Origin of the sequence: Vibrio sp. La 4.2.2, from assembly GCF_027586995.1 — a bacterium.
In the GTDB taxonomy this organism is placed as follows: Bacteria; Pseudomonadota; Gammaproteobacteria; order Enterobacterales; family Vibrionaceae; genus Vibrio; species Vibrio mediterranei.
In genome coordinates this window covers 253,417-279,797 of sequence record NZ_JAPPTJ010000002.1, presented here as the reverse complement: position 1 = coordinate 279,797, position 26,381 = coordinate 253,417, and the positions used below count along the sequence as shown (strand labels likewise).

21 protein-coding genes are annotated in these 26,381 nt (G+C 43.7%); 9 read left to right on the top strand and 12 right to left on the bottom strand.

All coding sequences use genetic code 11. From position 1 onward, the window contains the following. Window positions 1-47 precede the first annotated feature (47 nt). A complete protein-coding gene (locus tag OH456_RS04460; RefSeq protein ID WP_062461329.1) occupies window positions 48-773 on the top strand; it encodes an HAD-IIB family hydrolase in 726 nt (241 codons plus the stop codon). A gap of 71 nt (window positions 774-844) precedes the next feature. Here the strand turns inward: OH456_RS04460 and ptsP are convergent, their stop codons facing one another. From ptsP to dhaK, 3 genes are read right to left on the bottom strand one after another with little or no spacing between them, the layout of a single operon-like run. After that, a complete protein-coding gene (gene ptsP, locus OH456_RS04455; RefSeq protein WP_270032887.1) occupies window positions 845-3,241 on the bottom strand; it encodes a phosphoenolpyruvate--protein phosphotransferase in 2,397 nt (798 codons plus the stop codon). Between the two features lie 2 nt (window positions 3,242-3,243). Continuing rightward, a complete protein-coding gene (gene dhaL, locus OH456_RS04450) occupies window positions 3,244-3,879 on the bottom strand; it encodes a dihydroxyacetone kinase subunit DhaL (protein ID WP_006069634.1) in 636 nt (211 codons plus the stop codon). A gap of 15 nt (window positions 3,880-3,894) precedes the next feature. Further along, a complete protein-coding gene (dhaK, locus tag OH456_RS04445; RefSeq protein ID WP_006069633.1) occupies window positions 3,895-4,953 on the bottom strand; it encodes a dihydroxyacetone kinase subunit DhaK in 1,059 nt (352 codons plus the stop codon). 349 nt (window positions 4,954-5,302) lie between these two features. On the opposite strand from dhaK, the gene OH456_RS04440 reads away from it, so the two are divergent. The 5 genes from OH456_RS04440 (at window position 5,303) to OH456_RS04420 (ending at window position 10,856) form a co-directional block, all read left to right on the top strand. After that, window positions 5,303-6,388, top strand: coding sequence for a glycerol dehydrogenase (locus tag OH456_RS04440; protein WP_063606919.1), 1,086 nt, complete (start codon window positions 5,303-5,305; stop codon window positions 6,386-6,388). A 123-nt stretch (window positions 6,389-6,511) separates the two neighbouring features. After that, window positions 6,512-7,075: a TetR/AcrR family transcriptional regulator gene (locus tag OH456_RS04435; RefSeq protein ID WP_198558987.1), complete on the top strand. Its 564-nt coding sequence runs from the start codon at window positions 6,512-6,514 to the stop codon at window positions 7,073-7,075. A 233-nt stretch (window positions 7,076-7,308) separates the two neighbouring features. Then, entirely contained in the window at window positions 7,309-9,273 is a 1,965-nt protein-coding gene (locus tag OH456_RS04430; protein ID WP_270032886.1) for a hypothetical protein, read from the top strand. A 254-nt stretch (window positions 9,274-9,527) separates the two neighbouring features. Continuing rightward, window positions 9,528-10,157, top strand: a complete 630-nt coding sequence (locus OH456_RS04425; protein WP_270032885.1) for a heme-binding beta-barrel domain-containing protein — start codon at window positions 9,528-9,530, stop codon at window positions 10,155-10,157. Window positions 10,158-10,484: 327 nt separating this feature from the next. Then, window positions 10,485-10,856: a hypothetical protein gene (locus OH456_RS04420; RefSeq protein WP_006069628.1), complete on the top strand. Its 372-nt coding sequence runs from the start codon at window positions 10,485-10,487 to the stop codon at window positions 10,854-10,856. 95 nt (window positions 10,857-10,951) lie between these two features. On the opposite strand, the gene OH456_RS04415 is transcribed toward OH456_RS04420, so the two are convergent. Both OH456_RS04415 and malX read right to left on the bottom strand, forming a co-directional pair. Next, window positions 10,952-12,136, bottom strand: coding sequence for a MalY/PatB family protein (locus OH456_RS04415; protein ID WP_270032884.1), 1,185 nt, complete (start codon window positions 12,134-12,136; stop codon window positions 10,952-10,954). A 68-nt stretch (window positions 12,137-12,204) separates the two neighbouring features. Further along, a complete protein-coding gene (gene malX / locus OH456_RS04410) occupies window positions 12,205-13,779 on the bottom strand; it encodes a maltose/glucose-specific PTS transporter subunit IIBC (RefSeq protein ID WP_088878619.1) in 1,575 nt (524 codons plus the stop codon). Window positions 13,780-14,015: 236 nt separating this feature from the next. On the opposite strand from malX, the gene malI reads away from it, so the two are divergent. Together malI and OH456_RS04400 are read left to right on the top strand one after the other, a co-directional pair. Beyond that, a complete protein-coding gene (gene malI, locus OH456_RS04405) occupies window positions 14,016-15,038 on the top strand; it encodes a Mal regulon transcriptional regulator MalI (protein ID WP_240205439.1) in 1,023 nt (340 codons plus the stop codon). A gap of 136 nt (window positions 15,039-15,174) precedes the next feature. Next, complete coding sequence (locus OH456_RS04400) at window positions 15,175-16,845, top strand: amidohydrolase (protein ID WP_270032883.1); 1,671 nt, start codon at window positions 15,175-15,177, stop codon at window positions 16,843-16,845. An 8-nt stretch (window positions 16,846-16,853) separates the two neighbouring features. Here the strand turns inward: OH456_RS04400 and OH456_RS04395 are convergent, their stop codons facing one another. Then, a complete protein-coding gene (locus tag OH456_RS04395) occupies window positions 16,854-17,462 on the bottom strand; it encodes a LysE family translocator (protein ID WP_270032882.1) in 609 nt (202 codons plus the stop codon). Window positions 17,463-17,581: 119 nt separating this feature from the next. Between OH456_RS04395 and OH456_RS04390 the strand changes: the two genes are divergently transcribed. Then, complete coding sequence (locus OH456_RS04390) at window positions 17,582-18,595, top strand: GlxA family transcriptional regulator (protein WP_270032881.1); 1,014 nt, start codon at window positions 17,582-17,584, stop codon at window positions 18,593-18,595. Here OH456_RS04390 and dhaR read toward each other — a convergent pair. From dhaR to OH456_RS04360, 6 genes are all read right to left on the bottom strand, one after another. Next, entirely contained in the window at window positions 18,587-20,521 is a 1,935-nt protein-coding gene (gene dhaR, locus OH456_RS04385; RefSeq protein WP_088878623.1) for a dihydroxyacetone kinase operon transcriptional regulator DhaR, read from the bottom strand. The genes OH456_RS04390 and dhaR overlap by 9 nt on opposite strands. Before the next feature lie 320 nt (window positions 20,522-20,841). After that, on the bottom strand, window positions 20,842-20,991 hold the full coding sequence (locus OH456_RS04380; protein ID WP_038227019.1) for a hypothetical protein: 150 nt from the start codon (window positions 20,989-20,991) through the stop codon (window positions 20,842-20,844). A gap of 185 nt (window positions 20,992-21,176) precedes the next feature. Then, window positions 21,177-23,195: an alpha-glucosidase gene (locus OH456_RS04375; protein ID WP_270032880.1), complete on the bottom strand. Its 2,019-nt coding sequence runs from the start codon at window positions 23,193-23,195 to the stop codon at window positions 21,177-21,179. Between the two features lie 106 nt (window positions 23,196-23,301). Next, entirely contained in the window at window positions 23,302-24,351 is a 1,050-nt protein-coding gene (locus OH456_RS04370; protein WP_062461282.1) for a TRAP transporter substrate-binding protein, read from the bottom strand. A gap of 56 nt (window positions 24,352-24,407) precedes the next feature. After that, complete coding sequence (locus tag OH456_RS04365) at window positions 24,408-25,697, bottom strand: TRAP transporter large permease (RefSeq protein ID WP_038221714.1); 1,290 nt, start codon at window positions 25,695-25,697, stop codon at window positions 24,408-24,410. Window positions 25,698-25,707: 10 nt separating this feature from the next. After that, complete coding sequence (locus OH456_RS04360) at window positions 25,708-26,247, bottom strand: TRAP transporter small permease (RefSeq protein ID WP_270032879.1); 540 nt, start codon at window positions 26,245-26,247, stop codon at window positions 25,708-25,710. Between the last annotated feature and the right edge of the window lie 134 nt (window positions 26,248-26,381).

The following is a 26,381-nucleotide window of genomic DNA, read 5'->3' as shown; positions in this document are numbered from 1 at the left end:
TTTCTCCGTTGATATACACTTAAATCAAGAAAAAAGGAGTTTATTCAATGATAAAGATGTTGGTATGCGATTTTGATGGAACAATCAGTGGTGGGCCTACCGATGAGTTATCAGAGTTTACTTCCTACGTTGAAGCTCAAACAGGTATGCAGTTCGTAGTCGCTACGGGGAGAACCTTTCATTCAATTAACGATGGATTAGCTCAGCATACGTTACCTAGACCTAACACTATTGTCAGTGACGTCGGCACTCAGATTCATCATAAACGTACGCTAACCCCTGACTATGACTGGCACACAAAAATGGATTGTCTATGGGATGAAGGACGAGTTTCTGCCGCGTTACATGATTGTGGCTTTTTGGGGAAACAGACACCTGAACATCAGGGCAGCTATAAGCTGACTTATGAAGGGAGATTAGACGGTAAGCAATTACAGTACCTACAAGCTCTGTTTCAAGAAAATGAGCTGTATGTCGACCTCACCTACTCGCACGATTGGTTTTTAGACATCACACCAAAAGGTATAAATAAAGCAACAGCCATCCACCACTTAATGAATAAGCATAAGCTCTGTCCTTCAGAAGTTGTCGTTGCAGGCGACTCCGGCAACGATACCGCTATGTTGACCATAGCAGGGATTAACGCAATATTGGTGGCGAATCACTATCAAGAGGTCGCGCACCTTTCTTCTTTATCTCATGTCTATACGGCGAAAAATACCCATGCGCTTGGTGTACTCGAAGGGTTAAAACACTGGCAAAACAATCGATGAATGTGTAGATCCAAACAACAAAAAAGCCAGTAGTGTTAACTACTGGCCATGTTTAGCTATCTTAAAGATGATTATGCGTTTGCAAAATCTAAGGAACGTACTTTTTGTTTAAGTTCTGGAATCAGTGTAGAACTCGCGCTGAATTTTCTCAGCCCTAGATTCATCAATAGCTCTGTCGCTTTAACATCCCCTGCCATTTCACCACACATACTAACCGAAATACCGGCTTTGTTTGCAGATTGAATGGTCAGTTCGATAGCTTTAATAACCGCTGGTTCGAAGTAATTTACTAGCTCAGCAACTTCAGTGTTTCCTCGATCAGCCGCCATAACATATTGTGTTAGGTCATTGGTGCCAATCGAGAAGAAGTCGACCTCTGCCGCTAAGGCATCCGCGTTGAATACCGCAGCTGGTACTTCAATCATTATGCCAACAGGCAGAGTGGATTCGGGCAACCCCAACTTATCACACTGTTTAGCGATCAATGCTTTCACTGCTTTTACTTCAGCAACCGTTGCAATCATTGGAATCATCAATTGAATGTTAGGTTGTTCTGCGTAAGCTCTTAAAACTGCACGTAACTGCGTTTCAAAAAGCGCTTCATGCTTCAAACACAGACGAACGCCACGTTGACCCAAGAAAGGGTTTTCCTCTTCTGGCATCGGATATGCGGCAAGCGGCTTGTCACCACCAACATCAAGACTGCGGATCGTGATTGGCTTGTCGCCAAACGCAGCTGCAATCTCTTTGTAGACCGTATATTGTTCATCTTCTGTTGGTAGTTCTACGCTTTCTTGGAACAAAAATTCGGTACGGAACAGGCCAACCCCTTCAGCGCCATTGGCTAACGCCGCTTCTACATCTTCAGGACCACCGATGTTAGCCAAAGCGTGAATCAAGGTACCATCTTGGGTTACTGCTTGTGATTGAGCGTTTTGTAACGCGACCTCTTGAGCCGCAAGCCATTCATGACGCTTGCTATTTAGCTCTTCCTGTACCGCTTGAGTTGGGGCAAACCACAATAATCCACTGAAGCCATCTACTGTGATGTTATCACCTGCTTTAACCTGTTCAAGGCAACCTTGAACTTTTACTATTGCAGGAATTCCCATAGCTCTTGCCAAGATAGCACTGTGAGAGGTTTTACCGCCTTCACTTAGACAAATAGCTACCACTTTTGATTTATCAAGACCCGCCACATCCGAAGGCATTAAGTCACGAGCGAGTAAAACGCTTGGCTGCTCGATGGTTATCGCCTTCGGTTTCTCACCCGTCAATGACAGCATCACTTGACGACAAATATCATAAACGTCTGCTTCACGCTCACGCATGTATTGGCTTTCCGCAGCTTGATATTGTGCCGCTAGCGCCATCATCACGTCCATCCACGCTTGCTCAGCGATTAACTCCGCTGCAACTTTTGCTTCTGCTTGAGTCGCAATTTCAGGGTCAGCCAACATCATCGCATGCGCAGCAAATATTTCACCATGAGGCAATTTTGCTTGAGCTTCTAAATGTTGCTTAACCTCTGCGATAGCGTGTTTAAGCTTCGCAAATTCTTGCTCTGCATTGGTAAATGTGCGTATCGGAACATTGGGCATTTCTTGGGTAAAGATGACTGCTGGAGCCGTCACGATACCGCCATTGACACTAATACCGGCCAAGGCGCCTTCAATATCGTTAGTAAGCTCGGGAGCTTGCTCCAATACCTCTTCTACTACTTCACCTTTAGCGACTTGTTCCGCTTCACCAAAGTGCTCATTGGCAAGGCTAACAAAAGCATCTAATGCGTTTTGGGCATCACCACCACTGACATAGAACGTAATCTGTTCATCACAACGAACCCCTAATTTAGCAATGCTATTTAGACTCTTCGCACTGACTTTTTGTCCTGCTTTTTCTAAATACACATCACTAGAAAACGGCGCTAGACAACCAACGATTGCCGCAGCTGGTCGTGCGTGAATACCATGAGGGTTTTTAACCATCCATTGAAAGCTTAACGCATTCGCATCGTCGACAGGCTCGCCCGCAAAGTCAGGAGACTGCACAGTAAGATCCTCACCGAGATGTTCTTTTTTTACGTCTAAAGCGCTGGATGCTTCAGCGATTACTGCTTCAATAGGCAAGCCAGCCGCTGCCGCTACTGACGCTGCCATTGTGCCTTCTACTATTGGCGCAGACACCAACGCGACTTTGTCACGGGTCTCATCATCTAACAGTTCTAATGCCATTTCAGTACTAAGTAGCGCACTACCTAAGTCCATTAAAACTACAGCACCATCTTGGTCACATACTTCTTCAATCGCCCCCATAACGGCAATTGCATCCGTGCCGATTGGGTTCTCAGGATCGTCAACTCCCGCTGCGATCGCAATATTAGCTTTGCCTTGCGTCATTTGAGTGGCCAGTTCGGCCACTCCTTCTGCTAATAGGCGGCTATGCGATACTACTACAATGCCTACCATGCTTACTTTCCTGCTATCGCCTGTCTTAGTGCTTTGATCATTAGAAGTGATGACGTCGCACCAGGATCTTGGTGACCGATGCTGCGCTCACCTAAATAGCTTGCACGGCCTTTCTTCGCTTGCATTTCAATCGTTGACGTTGCACTTTTCTCTGCAACTTCCACCATTTCATCAAGTAAATGATCAGGACTAGTACCGCCTTCTAGAGACGTTTTCATCTCGTTTAGTACAGGTAACCAAACATCACACATGGTCTTGTCGCCCTGCTCTGCTTTACCGCGAGAGATAACACCATCAACACCACTCTTAAGATCGTCAATTAACTCTTGGAAAGTCAAAGATTCACGGCTTCCTACGGACGCAGCTGTACGAATAAATAACGTGCCGTACAATGGACCACTCGCCCCACCAACGCTAGACAGCAATGTCATACCAGTATTCTTCAAAATGGTTGAGATATTTTGTTTCTCAACTTTTGGCAAGGTTTCTTTTACTTTCTTGAACCCACGATTCATGTTTAGACCATGGTCTGCATCACCGATGTCACGGTCAAGATCAGTTAGAAAGTCTTGGTTTTCTTCATACGATACTGCACAAAGCTCAAGCCAATTAATGATGTGTTGTTTTTCAATTTGCATATGTTATTCCTCGGCTTACCACTTCATCGCTGCTGTATCTACTGGAGCATCAAATAGCTCTAGCATCTCTGTGTCTGCTTTTAATAGCGTGATAGACACACCTTCCATATTCAGAGACGTACAGTAGTTACCCACTAGGTTACGAGCAAGACGGAACCCTTCTTTCTCACAGTTATGTGCCAAACGGTTGTATACACCGTAAAGTTCCGACTCTGGTGTTGCACCAAGACCGTTCACAATAGCGATATAGTCATGATCTGTTTCAAAGTTCTCAATCGTTGACTCTACTTCGTCCCATTCACCTTCGACACGATTCCAAATACGCAGCGTGCGGCTATAAGCGATGTTTTCTTTTAGCTCAAGGAACATCTTGTCAACCAACTCGTCAGCGTTGGTGTATTTAATGCGCTCGATACCCGGTTCACCGTGGATACCAACACCAAATTCAACTTCGTCATCTGCAAGTTGGAAAGATGGTTTGCCCGCTGCTGGTACTACACATGCATCTAAAGCAACACCGAACGAACGGCAGTTATTGTTAATTCGGCGAGCGAGTTCTTCACACTGTTCTAATGAGTAACCTTTATCTGCTGCTGCACCCACGATTTTCTCGACAAGTACTGTGCCAGCAACGCCACGGCGGCCTGCGGTATATAGACTATCTTTTACCGCTACGTCATCATCAATCAACACTGAGCCAACCTTGATGCCGTCAGAATGAAGAAGCTCCACCGCTGTCTCAAAGTTCAAGACATCACCAGTATAGTTTTTAATGAAGAATAAAACGCCTTCGCCCGTGTTCACTTGGTTACCGCACTCGTACATTTGGTCAGGTGTTGGTGAGGTAAATACTTCACCTGGGCAAGCACCCGTCAACATACCCTTACCAATGAAGCCCGCATGCAATGGTTCGTGACCCGCGCCGCCACCGGAAACTAACGCCACTTGTCCTGGCGTTTCTTCATGCCACATATAACGTGGCTCGTAGTTAGCTTTTAATTGCGGGCGAGAGGCAGCAAGACCTTCCATTTGCTCTTTTACAACGTCTTCAACACTATTTATTAGCTTTTTCATACCTTGTTTCTCTTTTGTAATTTTTAATGTTCGTTTAATTGGATTTGTGTAGGTTTAGGTCCATAATATGAACAAATCCTCCCCCGACAACGAAAAGAATTTGCGTTTCATAATGAAACGTTTCTGTTTATTTATCGTTTCATTTTGGAACACCAACGTCGCTATTTTGTCCTTTTAGTGATCTACTCCAAGATATGAGCATACTCTCCATTCTTCGCAAATCTGGCTTTGCTAGCCATGTCATAAAAACAACAAGCGCAGTGGAGAATGACTTAGTAAACGCAGCCTTGATATCTATGATGAATCCAACGTTGAAACAAAGATAACCATTAACAGAAGGTCTGAAAAAATGGACAAAATTATTATTAGCCCAAGTAAGTATGTTCAAGGTGAAAACGTATTAGGCTCTATCGCTAGCTATGTAAAAGCACTTGGTGCTAACCCACTTGCTATTGCTGATGAATTTGTAACTGGCCTTGTAGGCGACACAGTTAAAGAAAGCTTCTCTAAAGAAGATATGCCGTTGGCAATGGACGTATTTAACGGTGAATGTTCACGTGTCGAAATCGACCGCCTTACTGACATCTGCGCAACTCAAAAGAACGATGTCATCATCGGTATCGGTGGCGGTAAAACGCTAGATACGGCTAAATCAGTAGCGTTTTACACTAAGATCCCAGTTGTTGTAGTACCAACTATCGCTTCAACTGATGCGCCAACAAGTGCACTAGCGGTTATCTATACACCAGAAGGTGAATTCGCTGAGTATCTGCTATTCCCTAAAAACCCAGATATGGTTGTTATGGACACCAAAGTTATCGCTGGCGCACCAGTTCGTCTTCTTGTAGCTGGTATGGGTGATGCTCTATCTACTTACTTCGAAGCACGTGCCAATATGACATCTGGCAAAGCAACAATGGCTGGTGGCGCACCAACACGCTCTGCCCAAGCACTGGCAAAACTTTGCTACGAAACGCTGCTTGAAGATGGCCTAAAAGCAAAAGTTGCCGTTGAAAATGGCGTCAGCACTACGGCTGTTGAAAACATCATCGAAGCAAACACATACCTAAGCGGTATCGGCTTTGAAAGCTCGGGTTTGGCGGCTGCGCACGCTATTCACAACGGCTTAACGAAACTTGAAGAATGTCACCACCTGTATCACGGCGAAAAAGTAGCATTTGGTACGTTGGTTCAACTTGTTCTAGAAAACGCACCAATGGAAGAGATTAACACTGTAATCAACTTCTGCCGCGAAGTAGGTCTACCAACTAACCTATTTGAAATGGGCGTAAAAGAAATCAACAAAGACAAGCTATTTGAAGTAGCAGAAGGCGCAACGGCTGAAGGTGAGACCATTCACAACATGCCATTCCCTGTTACTGCAGACAGTGTGTTCGCGGCGATCCTTACTGCGCACCAACTTGGTCAAAAGTAATCTCCCTATCGTTATGAGAATCAAGAGCCAGCTTTAAGCTGGCTCTTTTTTTTGGTCGATGTTCCCTACTGCCAATTTACTATCTATACTCAAAAAGGTTCTTAAAAAGAGAGAGTTAGGACAGTGACAGCCAAAAGGCAACGTATCTTAGAAGTGGCTCTTGAGCTAGCAACAACGACAGGCATCGATTCCTTATCCACCATTGAGGTAGCGAAACAGGCAGAGGTTGCAAAAGCAACGCTATTCCATCATTTCAAATCTAAACAGGCTCTCATAAATGCGATTTATGAATCGATCAAGACAGATTACGACTTTTTTACTGGCCATGAGACCGTAGATATCAATGCTCGATTAGAGCTTTTATGGCGAGAAAGCCTATCTTGGGCAATTGTAAATCCAGAGAAAGTAGCATTTTTGAGCATGTATTACACATCTCGCTCTGTTCCTAGAGAAGCTCGTCAGCGAGCTAAACAGCAATCACTTGATGGACTGCACCGTCTTATTCAGGAAGCCCAACACCGTAATGGTTTACAAAATGAGAGTACAGAAGTGCTAGTTGAGTCCGTCTATTCAATGTTTATGTCTACAGCGCAGAACCTAGTTTACGAAGAGCATCAACGACAAGCATTGTTTGTTGATGGAAGTACTTTAGTGTTCAAACGTTTACTAAACTGCCCTGTTACCTAACACTACTAGCTTCCTTCCTCACCTCTGTGCATGTGTTAGTTGTTAACTAACATACATTTATCTGAGTTTAACTTTAAGTGAACCAAACTTAATCCACATCTTAGTGCTGTTGATTGTTCACGACCGACCGGATGGTTAGTATTACCTCATCAACTGAGGCGAGACAGCAAATTAGGAAGTTTCTTCTCTTTATGTCTAAGAACAACTTACTGAATTTACACATGAGGATTACCATGAAAGCTTCTAAACTCGCGACTATTCTTCCTGCTGCTCTTGCGCTATCCGCTAGCGTCCATGCAAGTGACACACTGTCGTTTGATGTGACGGTAGAATCTGACCACCAACAAATTAGCGATGCTCAAGTATCATTGTGGTATACACAAGCTGGTCAATCACCAGTGCTTATGGCTGAAGGTAAAAGTGGACACGATGGCCAGGTATCATTTTCTGAGAATACACGACAAGACGACGGGGTCTATTACCTAACGGCAAAAGGCGGCACTATCCAAGGCAAGTCCGTCGAAAAATACCGAAGCTTGGCGATTTTAAATAGCCAGCAGCAAGGTGACATTGTACTGAATGAACTCTCTACTATCGGTTCACTTTGGCCAAATGCCCAACAATACGTTCAAAACTATGGTTTAAGTGGATCTAATAACGGGTTACTTATCGGCTCAGAGCAAGTTCAAAACTTAGTAGATGTGCAAACAGGCCAGTTTGGCGCTACCGTACTCAACGGAGTTAACTCAGCAGACTCCGAGACCGTCGCTCGAATGAATACGCTTGCAGCATTAACTGCGCTTTGTGGTGCAGAGCAAGCACGCGGCCTATGTGACCAATACTTAGCGATCACAAATAGTGATGATACTTTGGAAGCACTATCCAAGATTGCCCAGCAGCCCTATTTACACACTAAGGCTTTGTTTGATCAGTTTGCTAATGCCTACGTCTATCCAAAGGGGGAGCAGCGTCGAGATACCGACTTTTTACCATACTTGAGCTACAGGCCAGATGATTTTGCACTTATGGTTCGTTTCACTGGTGGCGGTATTTATTCTCCGGGTCGCCTGATGTTTGATAACGAAGGTCAGCTTTGGAGCGGACAAAACTGGATGCCTGGTTCTCAGTCGGGCTTAAGTACAGCGATTGGCGGTGGCGTAGTAAAAATGGCGCCGAGTGGCAAGCCACTGTCCCCTCCTCTAGTTGGGTATAACAGTCAAGGACTCGATGGCAGCGGCTGGGGTACTACTGTGTCAAAAGACAAGGTTTGGATTAGTACATTCAATGCAAAAGTTGGTGTCTTCGATCTGACAGGTAAAGCACTCGGCCCTGCAACTATTAATGGTCAGCACGGCCAATTACAGGGTCTAGCAACTGCTCCAAATGGCGATGTATGGGTTTGTGATAACCAGTACAATCATATGATACGTTTCCCTAAAGGCGATTACACCAAAGGCGAGATCGTTGATGTACCGGGACTTAAACGACCATTTGCGGTCGCTGTAGACAACAATAACGTCGTTTGGGTAACAAATAACGGCTCAATGACAGTCACACGTTTTGAGGCAGATAACCCTGCTAATGCGAAACAAATTAAAACTGGTATTGCTCCACGTGGTCTCGCTATTGATTCAAAAGGCAACGTATGGGTAGGCGCTAACTTGTCTCCAGGTTACCCGTTACCTAACATTCCAAAAGGAACAAGCATTATTGATGAATTCCGTATCTCAATTGAGAACATATTTGCGCACCAAGCTGATATACCAAAAACAGGCAACGTAACTATGATTTCTCCAGATGGTGAAGTGGTAAAATCTAACTTACTTGATAAAGAAATCTATGCCGCATGGGGGGTTAGTATTGACGGTGCTGACAATGTCTTTGTGGGCAACTTCTTAGGTACAGGTTTTGCTCAAGTGTGCGGTGAAGATACTTCTAGCTGCCCTGCGGATACCAAAACGGGTGACCTTATTCACTCATACAAAAGTGGTGTTATGCAAGAAGCAACCGACACAATGGTGGACGACGCAGGTAACGTATGGGTAGCCAATAACTGGAACGTTATTACTGCTTTAACTGATAAAAATCCTGAGCGCAGAACATCAACCATGGGAGGAGGAAACGGTATTGTCGTGGTTTACGGTATAGCTCAACCAGTGAAAAATCCGTTAATCGGTCAAGTACGAACAAACAAATAGAGTAATTAAAATACCTTTATAAGTTGACACTTAGAAAGGCCTACTATGTAGGCCTTTCGTCGTTTCTTTGCCCAAACAAACCCACAGAATTGAAACTTCATAAGCGTAATTCACATCTAGAAACAGATACTAACCTTATGAATCAGTTGAATTTATTTTGCGGAAGCAAACATGATTTAGATTAATTTTTGCACATCAATATGCACTTAGTATCTCTTGTGAAAAATAACTCTAATATCAATAAGGAAGCAGTAATGAAATCAACAGCAGTACTAAGTTTATCGGCGATACTTTTAGCTCCAATTTCAGCAATGGCAGATCACACGGTAATCGACGGTATGGACTTCGGTCCTCTAGCTCAACTTGTCGGAACATGGAAATCAGTAGAAAGCGGCGGTGTCGATATCTCTCCAGCTCGGTCAGGTACCGAACAAGGTAAAGGTGCACCTGCCATTACGCCGTTCTACGAGACCATGACGTTTGAAGTCGCAGCAGATGCGGTTAATGCCAGTGAGCAAACGCTTGTTGCGCTTTACTACAAGCAAGAAGTTTTCCGCAAAGCAGACGATACTAAGTTCCACGACCAACGCGGTTACTTTATCTATGATCAAGAGAACCAAATCGTTTACAACTCGTTCTGCGTACCGAGAACCACTTGTGTCACTGCAGAAGGTGCTGCTGGTAATGACATGACATTAGTGATGTCAGAAAGAGGTGTCGCTGAATCTAACTTTATGAAAGAAAAAGCAAGCACAACCGGTTTCACAATGAATATCAAAGTTGACGGTGACACGCTGACTTATTCTCAGTCGACAATACTGAGCATCTATGATGGTGAATTTGCTCACACAGATTCGTCCGTACTTGAACGCGTAACGAACTAATACAACACGCAAAAATAACTCTTCTCAGCTGAAGCCCCTCGCTTCAGCTGTTTCTCTTTATTTTCCTACCACACTCGCCTTACTAAATCCGCAGTAACCGCTAGACTTTCAAGCCAATAGTTAATCCACCGTAATTGATTGACCAATTCAACAGCAAATAGAGCCAAATTGCGCGTTCGTGACTATTAAGCATGCTCTGCGTATGGCAGAATGATTAAACAACAACGAAAGCTCGATCCTCCATTATTTACAGAATGAATATAATGGTTGAAATAATCAGTAGCTACGTACAAGCAGCGGTTAATCCCATGTAGAGGAGACTCAATAATGACCCATGAAACAAAAACAATGGAAGTACCTGTCGCTATCGCTGATAGAGTACAAGCATTGATTGATGGCTTTATAGCGAAAGAGAAGTTCAATGCTGAGCGAAAAGAAGTGGTCAACAACTTTCTTGCAATGGATGGTTTAAGCTGTGAAATGGCTGTTTATAGCCTTCCTCAAGACGAGTTAATCAGCACACTCAGCTATGTATATGAACTCTCTGGTACCAACAGCCGTTTCGTCAAAAACATTATTACTCAAACCAGAGACAATCCTAAGAAAGTGCTTTCTGATTCTCAGCGCTCTTCAGCTAAGAGTTTACTATTTAACTTGCTTAATGATCCATCGGTAATATCGGCAATGAAAGAGAATTAATCGTCCTAATCGACAATTAACTTCCTGAATAACCTAAAAGCGAGCATCTTTACATGCTCGCTTTTGTTTTACTGCTAGCTAATAGAATTAATCAGTTAACACTTTAATTGGTATTGAATTGCTTGAATCAATGACTGGACCCCTGCCTTCACTTTCTCGCGTGAACAACCAAGGTTCAGTCTCAAATAACCAAGCCCAGACTCTCCATATACCTCGCCCGACATGATCGCTACACCATAATCATCAATTAATGTCCTATTAAGGACATCCATATCTAGCGCTAACGGTGAAAGATCTATCCACGCCAGATAGGTTGCTTCTGGTATAACGTACTGAAGGTCTTTAAACGCAGCATTGAGCGATTCTCGTACATAACTATGGTTTTGGTAAACGTAGTTATTGAGTGCTTCTAACCAATCTTCACAGTGATTATACGCTTCCATCGTGGCAATAACGCCAAGAATTGAAGGGGATGATAATCCATCTACTTGCTTCAATTTAAATAAGTAATCTTCTCTCGTTTGAGCATTAGGAATCAATGCATACGCGCCGTTTAACGCAGGGACATTGAACGACTTCGATGCTGAGGTTACTAACGCCCATTCCATTGATTGAGCAAATCCAGTAAATGGGAAATGAGTGCTAAAGCTGACATCCATATGAATCTCATCCGAGATAACTCGCACACCATGCTTGGCACAGAGCTCAGCCATTTTTGTCAGCTCTTCATGAGTCCAAACTCTTCCTGTAGGGTTATGCGGGCTGCAAAGTAGTAAAATCGTATTTTCAGGCTGAGCAATTAGACATTCAAAACTCTGCCAATCTATTTGATAGCGGCCCTCAACTTTTAGCAGTGTACTCCTTGCGCAAAAGCGACCTTGCCCTTCAATCATTTTGTCGAACGCGTCATAAGCCGGTGTGTGAAAGACTACCCCTTCTCCTACTTTCGACCAACGTTCAATGAGCTTAGAGATGATATAGATAACGGATGGTCCATAAACAATGTCACCTTTGTCGATCGTTGTACGGAATCTTTTTGAAAACCAGTGAGATATCGAGGCTTTGAAATCATCATGATTCCATCGGCTATAACCAAAAACAGGGTGTTCAATTCGGCTTTTCAACGCACTTTGAATCGCTGGAGGAGAGGCAAAATCCATATCGGAAATCGTAAACGGCAGCAAGCCTGCTTTCCCAAACCTGTCTTGAACATAATCCCACTGAGTGCAATAAGTGCCTTTTCGATCTATTACGGTGTCAAAATCAAACTCTTGAGTCATTACTGTCTCCAAAAATGAATAAACCTCAGTGTCAGACAATCGACACTGAGGCAGAGCAAAACACTGGACTAGCTTGCGCTCATTAAAGCCTGCATTTCGTTTTTAACTAAGTGCACTTGAGTGCCAATGACCACCTGTAAGTTATGTTCATCAAGCTTAATAACACCCAGAGCACCGTTGGCTTTTAGCTTCGCATCATCCACTAAACTCATGTCATTAACAGACATGCGAAGGCGCGTAATACAGTTATCGAGAGAGGTGATATTCTCTTTTCCACCTAACGCAGCCAACACCGCAGCCCCTTTGCCAGATTCATTTACAAACGCTGCTTCAAGTTGGCTATCGACTTCAGCCGTATCAACGTCACGCCCCGGCGTTTTCAAGTTAAAACGAGTGATGGCAAATTTGAACACTGAGTAGTAGACGATAAACCAAACACCCGCGACTAGTGGTACCAAATACCATTTGGTCGCTGTTCCTTGGAGAATACCAAAGACGAAGAAGTCGATAATATTACCGTCGGTGTTACCAATCGTGACGTCTAACAGTCCCATAATCATGAAGCCAAGCCCAGTCAGGATTGCGTGAACAAAATACAAAACTGGTGCCACGAATAAGAACAAGAACTCTAGAGGCTCAGTAATACCCCCTACCACGCACGCTACAACACCAGAGATCAAAAGTGCTTTAATCTTTGAACGATTTTCTGGACGCGCACAGTGGTACATAGCCAATGCTGCACCTGGTAAACCACCTAGGAAAGTCGGCATTTTACCTTGAGAAAGGAAAGCGGTAACTTCAGGTGTGAATCCTTGAGTATCAGGACAAGACAGCTCAGAGTAAAAAATATTCAATGCACCAGAAACCGTTTGACCACACACTTCCATTGTACCGCCCGCTTCAGTGAAACGAATCAGAGCAACTAAGATGTGGTGTAAACCAATAGGTAATAACAAACGCTCGCCGGTACCAAATAGCATCGGACCAAACTCGCCAGCACCTTCGATAACATGACCAATACCGTTGATACCCGCTGCGAAATATGGCCAAACAAATGGGATAAATACACCAACCACACCTAGCACAATCGCAGATACAATCGGGACAAAACGCGCACCACCAAAGAAGGCTAATGCATCAGGCATTTTAAAGGTGTAATAGCGCTGGTGCAGTTTTGCGACGATAATACCCACAACGACTGCGCCTAAGATGCCTGTATCTATCGACTCAATACCGATAATACTTTTTACACCATACGCTTTTTCTTGGGCGCTATCACCTAGCACGCCAGCCACGGTTAGGAAGAAGTTGATTGCGAGATTAAACGCGGCATAACCAACAAAACCCGCAAAGGCCGCCACACCCTTTTCTTCGCGAGCTAGACCAAGAGGAATGGCGATAGCGAACATTACTGGAAGATAAATAAACGCAACAAGACCTATTTTTGTCATCCACATGAATAGGTATTGCAACAAGGTATTATCTAGTAAAGGGATCGCTTCTTTAATTGCCGCGCTCGACAGTGAACTCCCCACCCCAAGTAAGATACCTGAGAAAGCAAGAAGTGCGACAGGCAACATGAAAGTCTTGCCGAGGCTTTGCAGAAACTCCCACATGGTCGATTTGTTATTGCGTGTAGACATAGTACGTCTCCAAAAGATTAAGAGCTTGTAGGGCTCATACTCACCACTGCTGATGGGCATGATATTTTGTATTTATGACGCAAATATAAGCTGATAAAACTTTTGATAAAACGTTTTATCAGCAAATCTGTGATCCACTTAAACAACAAATCCCATAGCCAAAGTAAGGCTTTAAAAAACAACACAATGAAGGTAAAGTAATTTGATAAAACGTTTTTCCTACATTAAGTGAAACTATGTCATCAAAAAAAGTGACCATTACAGAAGTCGCTAAATATGCGGGAGTCTCCGTCACAACTGTTTCCATGGTATTGGGAAACAAAGGACGTATTTCTCCCGACACTATAGACAAGGTTAACCAAGCTGTTGAAGAGCTTGGCTACATTCGTAATCGCGCTGCAGCAAACTTACGCTCAAATTCGAGCGAAATAATCGGTCTGATCCTTAAAGACATTAGTGACCCTTATTACTCCGAAGTCGCATCTGGAATTAGCGAAGAGATTGAACACCAAGGCTATATGTTGATTCTGGCTCAAAGTGGCGATAGTCAGGAACGATTTGAAAAGTGCATGATGACAATGTCACGGCAAGGTGTCGGTGGTATCGCTTTCTGCCCTATCGCTGACAACCAGCAATTTAATATCGAAAAAATGAAGGAACAAAACCTGCCTTTGGTCTGCGTCTCTCGTGCATCGCTCGACAAGCAAATAGATTTTGTCGGCCCTGATAATAACTATGCGGCGAAGCTTGCAACCGAACATCTAATAAAACAAGGACATCGCCGAATCGCATACGTTGGAGGTGCAAGCAGTTCGTTGTGTAGAGCCGAGCGAATCGGTGGATACTGTTCCACCCTCATGCAATTTGGTTTGCCATTTAAACCAGAATGGGTTGTGGAATGCGAAAAAGGTCAAAAGGCGGCCGCTAACGCAGTACAAACGCTACTGTCTGAACACCCGCAAATAACCGCAATTCTTTGCCACCACTCTTCCACTGCGCTTGGTGCTGTGTATGGCATTCATCGTTCTGGTCGACAAATTGGCAAAGATCAGTTTATTGGTGAACAAGTATCACTTATCGGTTTTGATGACGTAGAAGAAGCAGAGTTAACCGAGCCTCCGCTTACTTTCGTCAACTTCAACGCAAGAGAAATGGGTAGACAGGCTGCGAAACGTCTTATTAGCCAACTAGAACAAGAACATTCTCAACCGTATAGTCTTATTCAACCACCTCAACTGATCATTCGTGAGTCGGCGTAGCTGCCGACTTTATGGCTATTATTACAGTTACCGTACGCAGAGCCCATTTTCAATTTCTTCAACAAATCAATCACTTTGAGTAGTAGTTATTTTCTACAATCCCTTTCATAATGAGTGAGGGACAGAAGGAATGATCATGAAAAACACCTACGCTCTACTCGCTGCTTTTGGGTTCACTATTAGTAGTTACGCCAATGCTACCAGTAGCGCTGATACTCTGTTGATTAATGCCAAGATATACGGCTACGACAATGCAACGGCCATTGCCATTCAAGATGGCAAAATCCAGTCTATTGGTGACCTCTTACATATTAAGTCTTACCAAGATAAGCACACTGAGATTATCGATCTTAAAGAAACTTATGTCTTGCCTGGTTTTATTGATAATCACAATCACGTATTTGAAGCAGCTTCAGAGGCTGGCGGAAACTGTGCGCTGGGATTGGATGCAACGTTGGAACAGCAAATCCCTTACTTAAAAGCCTGTGCACGATACTCTTCTGACAACTCATGGTTGATTGGATACGGTTTTTCGCTAGAGGCTATTTTAAGTGACGACAACGAGAACACCCCGTTGCAAGTTCTAGACGAGATATTCCCTAACCGTCCGGTTATCCTAATGGAGCAAACTTCGCACTCTATGTGGGTCAACTCCGTGGCTTTGGAGCTCGCAGCAATTTCTAACAATACGCCTGATCCTCAAGGCGGAAAAATCCTCAAAGATCAAGAGAGCGAAGAGCTCAACGGTATCCTTTTGGATAACGCTGGCGACATCGTTATGGAGTTGGCATGGAATAGCATGAACAACCAGTTCGACCAAAGTTACGATGGTTTAATGGTTGGGCTAGAAGAAGCGGCCGCTCATGGTATTACCACGATTGGTGATGGACGCCTGTATTGGAAGCGAGGTTGGTTTGATGTGTGGAAAGAAGCCGAGCGCAACGGCGATTTAACCGCTCGTGTATCTTTGCGTCCTTGGATTTACCCCACTGACATTATGAAACCCCAATTAGGTTATCTGAAGAAAATACACACTAGCGACTCCTCACAACGACTGATTGTAGACCAAGTCAAAATGTACAGCGATGGCATCTTTATCAACGGAACTGCGAAAACGTTAGCACCCTACTTGGATACTTATGTTCCAGACCAACCTTACGGCCTAAATTACATCGCCCCAGGCGATATGGAGAAATGGCTGACGGCACTTGATGCAATTGGCTACAGTGCACACATCCACGCTATCGGTGATGGCGCAATCAGAGAGTCACTCAACGCGATAGCAATAGTTCGTCGCCATGGTTCTACTAAACCCTACACCCTGACTCATGTGGAGTTGATCGACAACGATGATATTCCTCGTTTTGCCGAGTTAAATGTCACCGCCGACTTTCAAGTTGGTTCCGACTACGTCGCCAACAATGACCATCAATGGGCACAAGCATTTCTTGGCGCAAGACGGGCTCACGCTTTGATGAACTTGCGCGCCATATTTACTAGCGGTGCGAACTTAACCTTAAGTAGTGACTGGAATGTGCATGACATCAACCCGTTAGTTGGCATAGCCAATAGTATTCACATGGGCAGTAAAGGACTTCCCAATGTAAGTACGGCGATCGATGCCTATTCAATTAATGCCGCAAAGAGTCTAGGTATTAGTGATATTACTGGCAGCATTAGCGTTGGAAAATCTGCTGACTTTGTTGTTCTTGATCGTGATATCACGAAGGTTGCAGTAGAAGATATCCCTTCAGCAAAGTTTATGATGACCATGCTACAAGGCGAAGTCGTCTACAGTCAGCCGTAATACTTTGTTTAAGAGGCGATGAAGCTGCCACCCAATATCACAAATATAGAACCGCATCCTTTGTTGAAGCGCTTTCCATGCCGAGCCAACCAAGGACGTAACCTATTTGCCAGACGAGCAATAAGATACTCAACAGAAAATTCCACTACAGCAAAGGTTACAGCAATAACCACAAATTGCTGCATCAATGGTGTGGTGGAATTCATAAACTGAGGTAGAAATGCACCAAAGAACAACAACACTTTGGGATTAGACACCGCCGCCAAAAAGCCCTGAATAAACAAACCACGTTTTCTGGCGTTAACAGTTTTCTCGACACTCGTCTGTTCTGGACTCGGGCTATTCCATAGCTTATAACCCAAATAGATAAGATAAGCGCCACCCACCCACTTTAAGATCGTAAGTGCTTCCGAAGTCGCTAACATGACTGCACCTACACCAAACATCGCCAGTGCAATCAACAACACAAAACCAATCACGCCCCCGGTAATCGTCGCTAACACTTTTGTCTTGCCGTAGACGACCCCATGACTCAATGCAAGCATGCCATTCGGACCAGGAGCCAAAGACAGACACACCACACTAAACAGATACACTAACCAAACATCAAACGTCATCGTTAACCATTAAATTGAATTACTTATGACGTCAGTATACGAATCACTAGCGTTTTCTTTGGGTGATATATAGACTTAACACGGTAATATTTGGACATTACATCATCAACGGAGCTCTCATGACTGCCTCACCTGACCATACGGATGTTCGCTTTCTTTTAGTCGTCCTAGACCAATTCAACATGCTACCTTTTGGCGGTTTTTTGGATAAATTACGTTTTTCAGCCGACGAAGAAGATTACAGCCAGCAGCGCTATTGTCAGTGGAACATCTCCTCTCTAAAACATGGCACGATCACCTCAAGCAGTGGCGTTGCGGTTGAAACTGAATTTGCGTTAAAAGACGCTCAATTTGAGCATTACGATTATGTTGTTGTTTTCGGCTCACGAGGCGCTACGCAAAGTATGGAGAACGCGACGGAATATAAGCCACTATTAAAAAAAGCAGTGACACGGGGTGCAACTTTAGTTGCTATCGATAATGCTAGCTTCCTATTCGCGGCATGTCGGTTGCTGAATGGACATAGTGTTGTCGTCCATTGGCGTCACGAACAAGAGTTTGTTAGTGAATTTCCTGATATTCCATTGCTCTCTGATCAGCTCTATCACGTTGATAAAAATCGAATAACTTGTGTTGGAGGCACCGCTGCGATTGAGTTAGCCGTTGAGTTAATCAGTCGACATTGTGGCCGACAAAAAGCACTAAAAGGACTCGCCGATATGTTCGTCGATGAGGCAAGGCAGAGTCAGCATGGAGTGAAATCCCTCTCTTTTGGGCAGGATGGCAATACTGCTTCTCCTACGCAAACCAAACGTGCAATAGCGCTAATGCGTCAAATGCTATCGAAGAGACAAACTATCGATGTTATCGCGAGCGAAATTGGTATAAGCCGACGCCAGTTAGATCGTTTGTTCATGGAAACACACGATACCACTGCAAAAGGCTACTGGTTAAAGATGCGTCTTGGGCATGCACATTGGCGAATAAACAACTCAAGCCTACCACTTGGTCAAATTGCCGAAGAAATCGGCATCGGTGATGTCAGTTATTTCTGCAAACAATTCAAACGCCACTACGGTATTAATCCGGCAGAATTGCGCCGTACAAAACATGCTCTTAGTACATCAGCTTAATGTTTGATCATCCAAGCCATATTTTTGGATCTTGCGCCACAAGGTTGTTCTACCAATGTTAAGCGCTTTTGCCATATCTTGCATCTTGCCATCAAACATATTCCAAGCTTGGATAATGGCTTTCTTCTCTACTTCTTCGAGTGTCAGTATTTGCTTACCACTCTTTCCCATCGCGTCATTAGAATTATGTTTAATCTCTTCTGGGATATCTTCGAGCGAAATCATATTGGAACTGCGGTTGAGTAGAATTCGTTCCATACGACTTTTCAACTCTGAATTGTTACCTTGCCAACTAAACTGTACCAGAGCTTCCATTACTGTGCGCTCAATCGACACCGCTACATTATGACGCTTTTCATAGTTGGTAATAATCATCATCACTAATTGCTCGATATCTTCCTTGCGCTTTCTTAATGGTGGGATATTGAGTTCGTTGGACGAGATTTCGTAATAGAGCTGACGACCAAAGGAGCGCTGCGCCACATATTCACTAATGTCAGATGTGGTACTGGTAATAAGCTGAAATGCTACTGGAATCAAGCGCTGACTGTCACTACGACTCACCAAGCCAGTCTTGAGTAACTTCAAAATCACAGTTTGTAGTTCAGGGCTTAAATACTCGATCTTCTCCAGATACAAGCTACCGTTGTGCGCCAATTCGAACTTAGAAGGCAAGCCATGACCATCTTCATCGTCGTAACCCAACATTTCTCGAATCATTGCTTCTGAAGTGAGTGAGCGACAATTGATACTAATGAACGGTCCATCTTTGAAGTCACTTTCGTTGTGTATCGCCATAGCTAAGTCAGACTTACCCACGCCTTCTTCGCCAGTAATTAAGATTGGTGCCTTAGATTTGATCGCTCGCTTCGCCACAGTAATAACATGCTTCATGCCCTTTGACTGCGCGTTGAGATTAGCAAAAGTGTATTTCGCACTGCCGCCAATTTGCTGCTGTGCTAACTCACGAATCTTATCGATTGGATGGATAAAGAGCAGTTTAGAGCCATCCACTAATGGTCTGAGTGTGATGATCGATTCAATAAACTCACCACCAATCTCTACCGTGGTTTGCTTACGGCGGATCGTGCTGTTTTCTTCAATACTTCTCAAGATAGAAGGCGCAAAACGAACAATAGAAAAGATATCCTTTTCAATAACATCTAACGTCTTAAATTTAAGTAATCGTTCTGCTTGATGGTTTGCCATCGTGATCCGGTTTTCATCATTCCATGCTAGTAAACCGTCATCCATACACTCTAATGTTGCATTGTGCGCATTCAGCAATCGGTTCATATTCTCTTGCTCATTTTGCACATGGATTTGCAACGCAATTTCCTTAGCACAGGACGAAATAATCACATGGTTTTCTTTGGTGTATTCCTTAGCGCGTTTTAGCAAAGAAATAGTGCCCCTCAAGCGTCCGAACGTATCAAAAATAGGCGCCGCTGTTGTGGCATAAGGATGCAAATGTCGATTAAAATGCTCAGCCGCAAATACTTCCGCTGGCATATGGGTATTCAAAGTCAAACTGATGGCATTAGTGCCTACTTTGCCCTCAGAAAAAAAGCAGCCTTTTTTTAAACCAAGTTCATTCACTTCGCGCAGCAAATCATCATGCCCTACGGTAAATAAGACACAACCACTATCATCTGTCACAAATAGAATGACAGCTTCATCACGCAGCAAATCGTAAGTATCTTCAATAACTGTAGTCGCACAGGTAATCACTCGCTCATTACGCTTGATAAGTGATTTGAGAGTATAACCTGAGGCAATGTGCGGCTTAGACCAATTATAGGGGCTAGATTGCTTTGAGCAGCGCTCCCACGATTCCAGAATTGGTGACAACATGAATTCCGGGGAAACCCAATGATGCTTTTGGAAAAAATCCCATTTCTTTTTGTTATCTTCTATGGACAGCATTGATAAACCAGAGTTGTTCGCTTTTGAGCGAAACGGATACGAATTGACGAGTAGGCTTGCTACATCGTGCAGACCCTGTATTTTACTGACTTACACTATTAGTGAGAGTGATCGTATTCACAACACGAATGGACATTAATGACTAATTCGAATAACACTGATCTTAGTCAGAATTGGTTAGAATTAACTGAAAATTGACTCTTTAGTATTAGGCCTTGCCTGATCGGCAATAGGCTAATCTGCAGAAGTTATTGGGATATGTTGAGAAAGTAAGAGGATAAGGTTAGTAATGCACTTCCATGTGTGCATAACGAATCGTATTAGATCCAAGCAAGAGAAAGTAGCAAAAGAGGTACTGCGATAGATGCAGCCATTTTTGTTAAAGATAGCGCTTCACGGAGTATAACTTTAGATTTTGAATCAATAAGTTCAATTGGTTGTTCAAGAGCAATAGTTGCTGTGTTGTTCATGTGTTTTCCTTTTAAAGCAGCGAACTGCAATCCAGCTCACCTTGTGATTTATGTCGCAATTTTGCACTCTTTTGTGAACCACGTCAATATCGAATTGTAATTATTTGTCCATTTATGTTGAAAACAACAAAACAAAAAGCCCTGTGTTAACACAGGGCCTTAACTAGTTCTATAACTATCTGAATTTACGCGTTTTTAATGCCATCTAATAAAGTACGATAACTAGATGCTTCGCGGTAGAATACCGCAGGTTTTCCAATTGGCGCCTCCACATCTATCCATCCACCGTCAAATACCTCACCAGTCCAAGCATGAATCCACTTGTCTTTAGGGAGATAGACACGTTTTACGGTTTCGCCTTGATTGTATACTGGTGCAACTAGGATATCGCGGCCGAATAAGTACTGATATTTAATGTCGTAGGATTCGTCGTCAGACTCATAATGCATGAACAATGGACGTTGAACCGGCATACCTTCCTTAGCATTAAGTGCAACTGCATCTTTAATGTATGGCTTAAGGTGGACAAATATCTTAGTCATCTTAGCCAAATGACTCATGGTTTCCGCATCAGAGTCATATTGGTGGTTATCTCCAGGACGGTTACCCTCATGACTGCGCATAATTGGCGTAAATGCAGCCATTTCTGCCCAGCGTTGGAATAACTCTTTAGTACGCTTCATACCATGCAACGTAGTGTAACCACCGATGTCGCTATGGTGAATACCGTTACCCATTAAGCCTGAAGACAGAGCCGCTGGAATAACAGAAGCCAAACCATCATCAAGACACCAATCTACTGATTGGTCGCCACCCCATAAGGTGTGACAATATCCTTGAATGCCTGTACCGCCAGCGCGCATAAAGAACAAAATATCATCGGTTTTGCCCGCTTCTTCAACCGCTTCATGCTGCACTTTTGCCCAACGATAAGGCCATTTGTTGTGTTCAATTTCCGCACTTACACCATTGCTTAGTGAGCAGTCTGTAGGGAGGTATTCGCCAAAGTCCCCCATCCAACCGTCAAGGCCGAAATCAATCATGTTGCTTTTGATGACACCTTTGTACCATTCACAAGCTTCAGGGTTCGTGAAATCAACGACGCCACAATAAAACTCGCCAAAGTCGACAACGTATTTAGAGCCATCTTCCTTTGTAGCTAGGTAACCTTTTTGTTGTGCTTCGTCATACAGAGGAAAATCTTCAAGCACATATGGGTTGATGTAACCCAAGAAACGTACGCCCTGCTCTTTCAATTCATGGATCTTAGTATCTAGCTCTGGGTATAGATCTTTGTTCCACTGCCAATCCCATTGAAGTCGTTTACCAAACGACGTCATCTTGATACCTTGCCAATCCTGACACCATGCACCTGCTACCTGAATTCCCGCTTTCTTAGCAGCTTCCACTTTCTCGATGGTAATTTCAGTACCACCTTGAATACCCAAGATCACACCGTCATGCACCCAGTCTGGCATTTCTGGCTGACGACCAAAGACACCTGTAATATTGGTCATGAGTTCTGGGTAGCTGTCTTCTGCATCAAACAGAATGTATTGTGGGATATCCCAAGCTTGCAGCTCATGAAACTCTGAATTGGTAAAATCAAAATCTGCGTAAGCCGTAGTCTCTAAATGGCAGAAGTACTTTTTGTCTGAAACGAAAGTTGGTTGCGGGTAGTTAGTGTTGTAGTAATCGCCCCCTGCTTTATCAAGCACGTCCGCTTGCCATGTCACATAAGTGTTCTTGTTACGGCCAACACCCGGTTCTGATGACCAAAGCGGGAAATTTTTGCCACGTAGATTTAGATACGTTAGCTGCTCACCACAACCGAAAACACGTTCTTCTTCAGTTGCTGAGATGCGCATCCAGAAACGGTTGAAGCTCTTATCAATCGCCTCAAATTCCGCTTTTAAGCGAGACTCAGCTGTCTCACCAACAATCATTTTAATGACTTCTTTACCATCAAAATAGAAACCAATGGTATGAAAGTCTTGGCCTTCACGAGTAAAACTGTCCACTTTGAATTGACGTAGTGGCAGGCGCTCAGTCACGTAATCCGTGATATCAAAATTACCGCGATACATGTCGAAGTTGCCTTCACCAATACCCAAATAAAGAGCAGGCTTAGACACGCTATGCTCGACAACCGTGCGGCCTTTATGTTGCAAGGTAAAGCCTTGCTCTGTAACGACTAAGTTCATCTTATTAACCCTAAAGAATTCAGAAATCTGAATCGAAAAATCATTTGAAGAAGGCGCTAAAGTCTGTGCCCTAGCGCCCTACTATCGTTAATCAAAAGCTGGCGTATTACTTGAACTGAACTTTGTATTCAGCATCAATCTTCGCTTCACACGTTTTGATCTCATTTTCAAAACGCTGTAGCCATTGCTCACCTTCTTTACCAGCAGTACTTAGGAAGTAATCTTTCACTGGACCAGCTACTTTTTGGAACTCAGCACGCTCCTCTGCAGATGGGTTATAGATAGTCCCTTTCGCTTTGCGGAACTCTTCGTAAGCTTCAAACTCTTTGTGCTTCGGATAAGCACGTAGGTATTGGTTTTGTGCTGCAACACCGTCAATGAGCACTGCTTTCAACTCATCAGGCATAGACTTGAATTTCATGTCATTGAACACCCAAGCACCGCCCATGTACGCGTGACCATCAAGGATGATGTAGTCCAAGCTTTCGTGGAACTTGTTTTGAACGATATCAACGATGCCGTTCTTAGTACCATCTACCACACCCGTTGATAGAGCGGTATACACTTCAGGCCATGCGATAGGTGTTGGTGAACCGCCTAGCTCTTTAACAAGCTCTTGTTGAATACGTGCAGGTACAGTACGTAATTTCAAACCTTTCACGTCGTCAGGAGTTTTCACCTGCTTCTTAGTCGTAGCAATGTTACGCCAACCACCAGAGTTCGATACCATCATTAGACGAACGTTAGGCGCTTTCTTTAGAAGCTCACCACGTACATCCCCAATGAACTCTTCGTTGTCGTATACACACTCAGCAACACGGTCATTTGGAAGCATGTAAGGTAAGTCGAATGCGCCAACAGGCTGCCAGAAGTTCGCTAACTCAGGAATTGTCGTTTGGAAATAATCAAACATTCCTGCTTGAACTCCAGCAATACACTCTTTCGCCGTACCACATAGCTGACCTGATGGATAGATGTCTACTTCAATCGCACCGTTAGAACGAGACTCTACAAAGTTTTTGAAAACCAGTAGCGATTGATGGTTATAACTATCTAGGTTAGACACGTGTGGAACCGTCAGTTTATAGTCTGCTGAATAAGCGGCGCCAGAAGCAAGCATGGCTGTGGCAGCGACGGCTAGTAGTGTTTTTTTCATTCTATGTTCCTTTTATCTTTATAAATTTTTGTTTCACGTATTCTTTTGAATCAGCTCTACATCACGCCCAACAGCTTAGGTAGGCCTATCACTAATTCCGGGAAGAATGAGATGAGGAAGATGATCAAGAACTCTACAATCAAGAATGGAATGATCGCCTTCGAAATTTTCTGTAGGGGTTGTCCGGATACGCCCGAAGCAACGAATAAAACTAGTCCCATAGGTGGTGTCGCAAGACCAATAGATAGGTTGACACACATCACCACACCAAAGTGCACTGGGTCGACACCCGCATTGATCATGATTGGCGCAATAATAGGACCGAAGATTAGGATTGCTGGACCAGCATCCAAGAACATGCCTACGATGAATAGGAAGATGTTGATGATGAAGAACAGCATCAGTGGGTCACGAGTAATGCTATTAAAGAACTCTGTAACCGTATTCGAAATACCTGAGAAACTGATCGCTGACGCAAAGCCACTTGCCGCTGCAACAATGATAAGTACGGCTGCTGCGTTCACCGCTACTTTTGCAAACAACGCATAGGTAGCTTTAATATTGGTCACTTTGATGACATAAACCGACAGGAAGATGGCATAAGCTACTGCTACTGCTGCCGCTTCCGTTGGCGTAAAGATACCGCCATAGATACCACCGAGAATGATGACTGGTGTCAACAACGGCAGAATCGCCAGTTTCAAACTTTGACTGCGCTCTAGCTTAGTAGCACGAGGCAGAGTTTGTACTTCAGGATACTTACGAATTTGCATTCGGTTTACCAGCATCAAGCCAACACAGAAGATGATGCCTGGGACAATACCAGCAATAAACATAGCAGCGACAGATGTGTTCATGACAAACGCATACAACAGCATCAGACCAGAAGGTGGAATGATATTACCAAGTACCGTCGCCGCCGCCGTTAACGCTGCTGAATAGCTCTTGTCATACTTGTATTTGGACATTTCTGGAATCAGCATGTTGCCGATTGCCGATGTCGCAGCCACTGCCGACCCGGTTAGTGCACCAAACAGCGTGGAGGCAAGAATAACTACGTGCCCTAAGCCACCACGTAGGTGTTGAACTCGAGTTTGAGCGAAAGAGATAATACGTGGCGTGATACCGCCGCTCGACATACACTCACCCGCCAACATAAAGAATGGCAGCGCTAATAGAAGAAAGTTATCAAGACCAGAGTACAAGCGTTGATAAAGCATGTTGATGAACAGTACTTGGTCATTTTGAATAAATGTGATGATTGGCGACAAACCTAATGCCATCAGCACAGGCACACCCATTAATAGGAATGCTAGAAAATAAACTAGGAAAATTGGGGAAACCATAACGTTACCTCTACTCGGCCGCTTCTACTGCTGATGAATTATGTTCAGCAGGATCGAAATGAATCAGGTTGTGTAATGCGCCAAGTAACTTTTGGAGAGCAAATAGACACGAAATCGCCAGCATAATCGGTGGAATCGCATACACGACAAACATTGGAATAGGAAGACTATCCGCCATTACCGACCCTGTTTTGTAAAACGCGTAACCGAAGTAAATCCAGACCGCAAACAAGACCAAGCTAGCGACATGGCCAAATACCATCAAGAGTTCGAATATACGCGTCCCTTTTAATTTGTCGGTGACGAATGTCATCGCGATATTACGCTCATCTAGGTAGATGATTGGTAGGCAAAGGTAAGTCATGTAGATCATCAAGAAACGAGATGATTCATCTGTCCACCCCAAAGGAGTGTTTAAAATGTAGCGAAAGGCTACTTGAATCAATACGATGACAGTCATCACTAACAAGAAGAAACCTGCTATATTTGCTGTCCAGCGCGCTATTGGCGCATTAATCGTATTTAAAGCGTTTTCCATTGCTTTAAGCATAGAACCACCATAAAAAATAATAATTTTTGTTATTTAAACGACATATTGTCCACTCTATTTATATTGATAACCCAGTTAGTAATTTTTAACCGTGAGTTTTTTCACACTGAGCAACAATATGTCGTTTTTTGTAG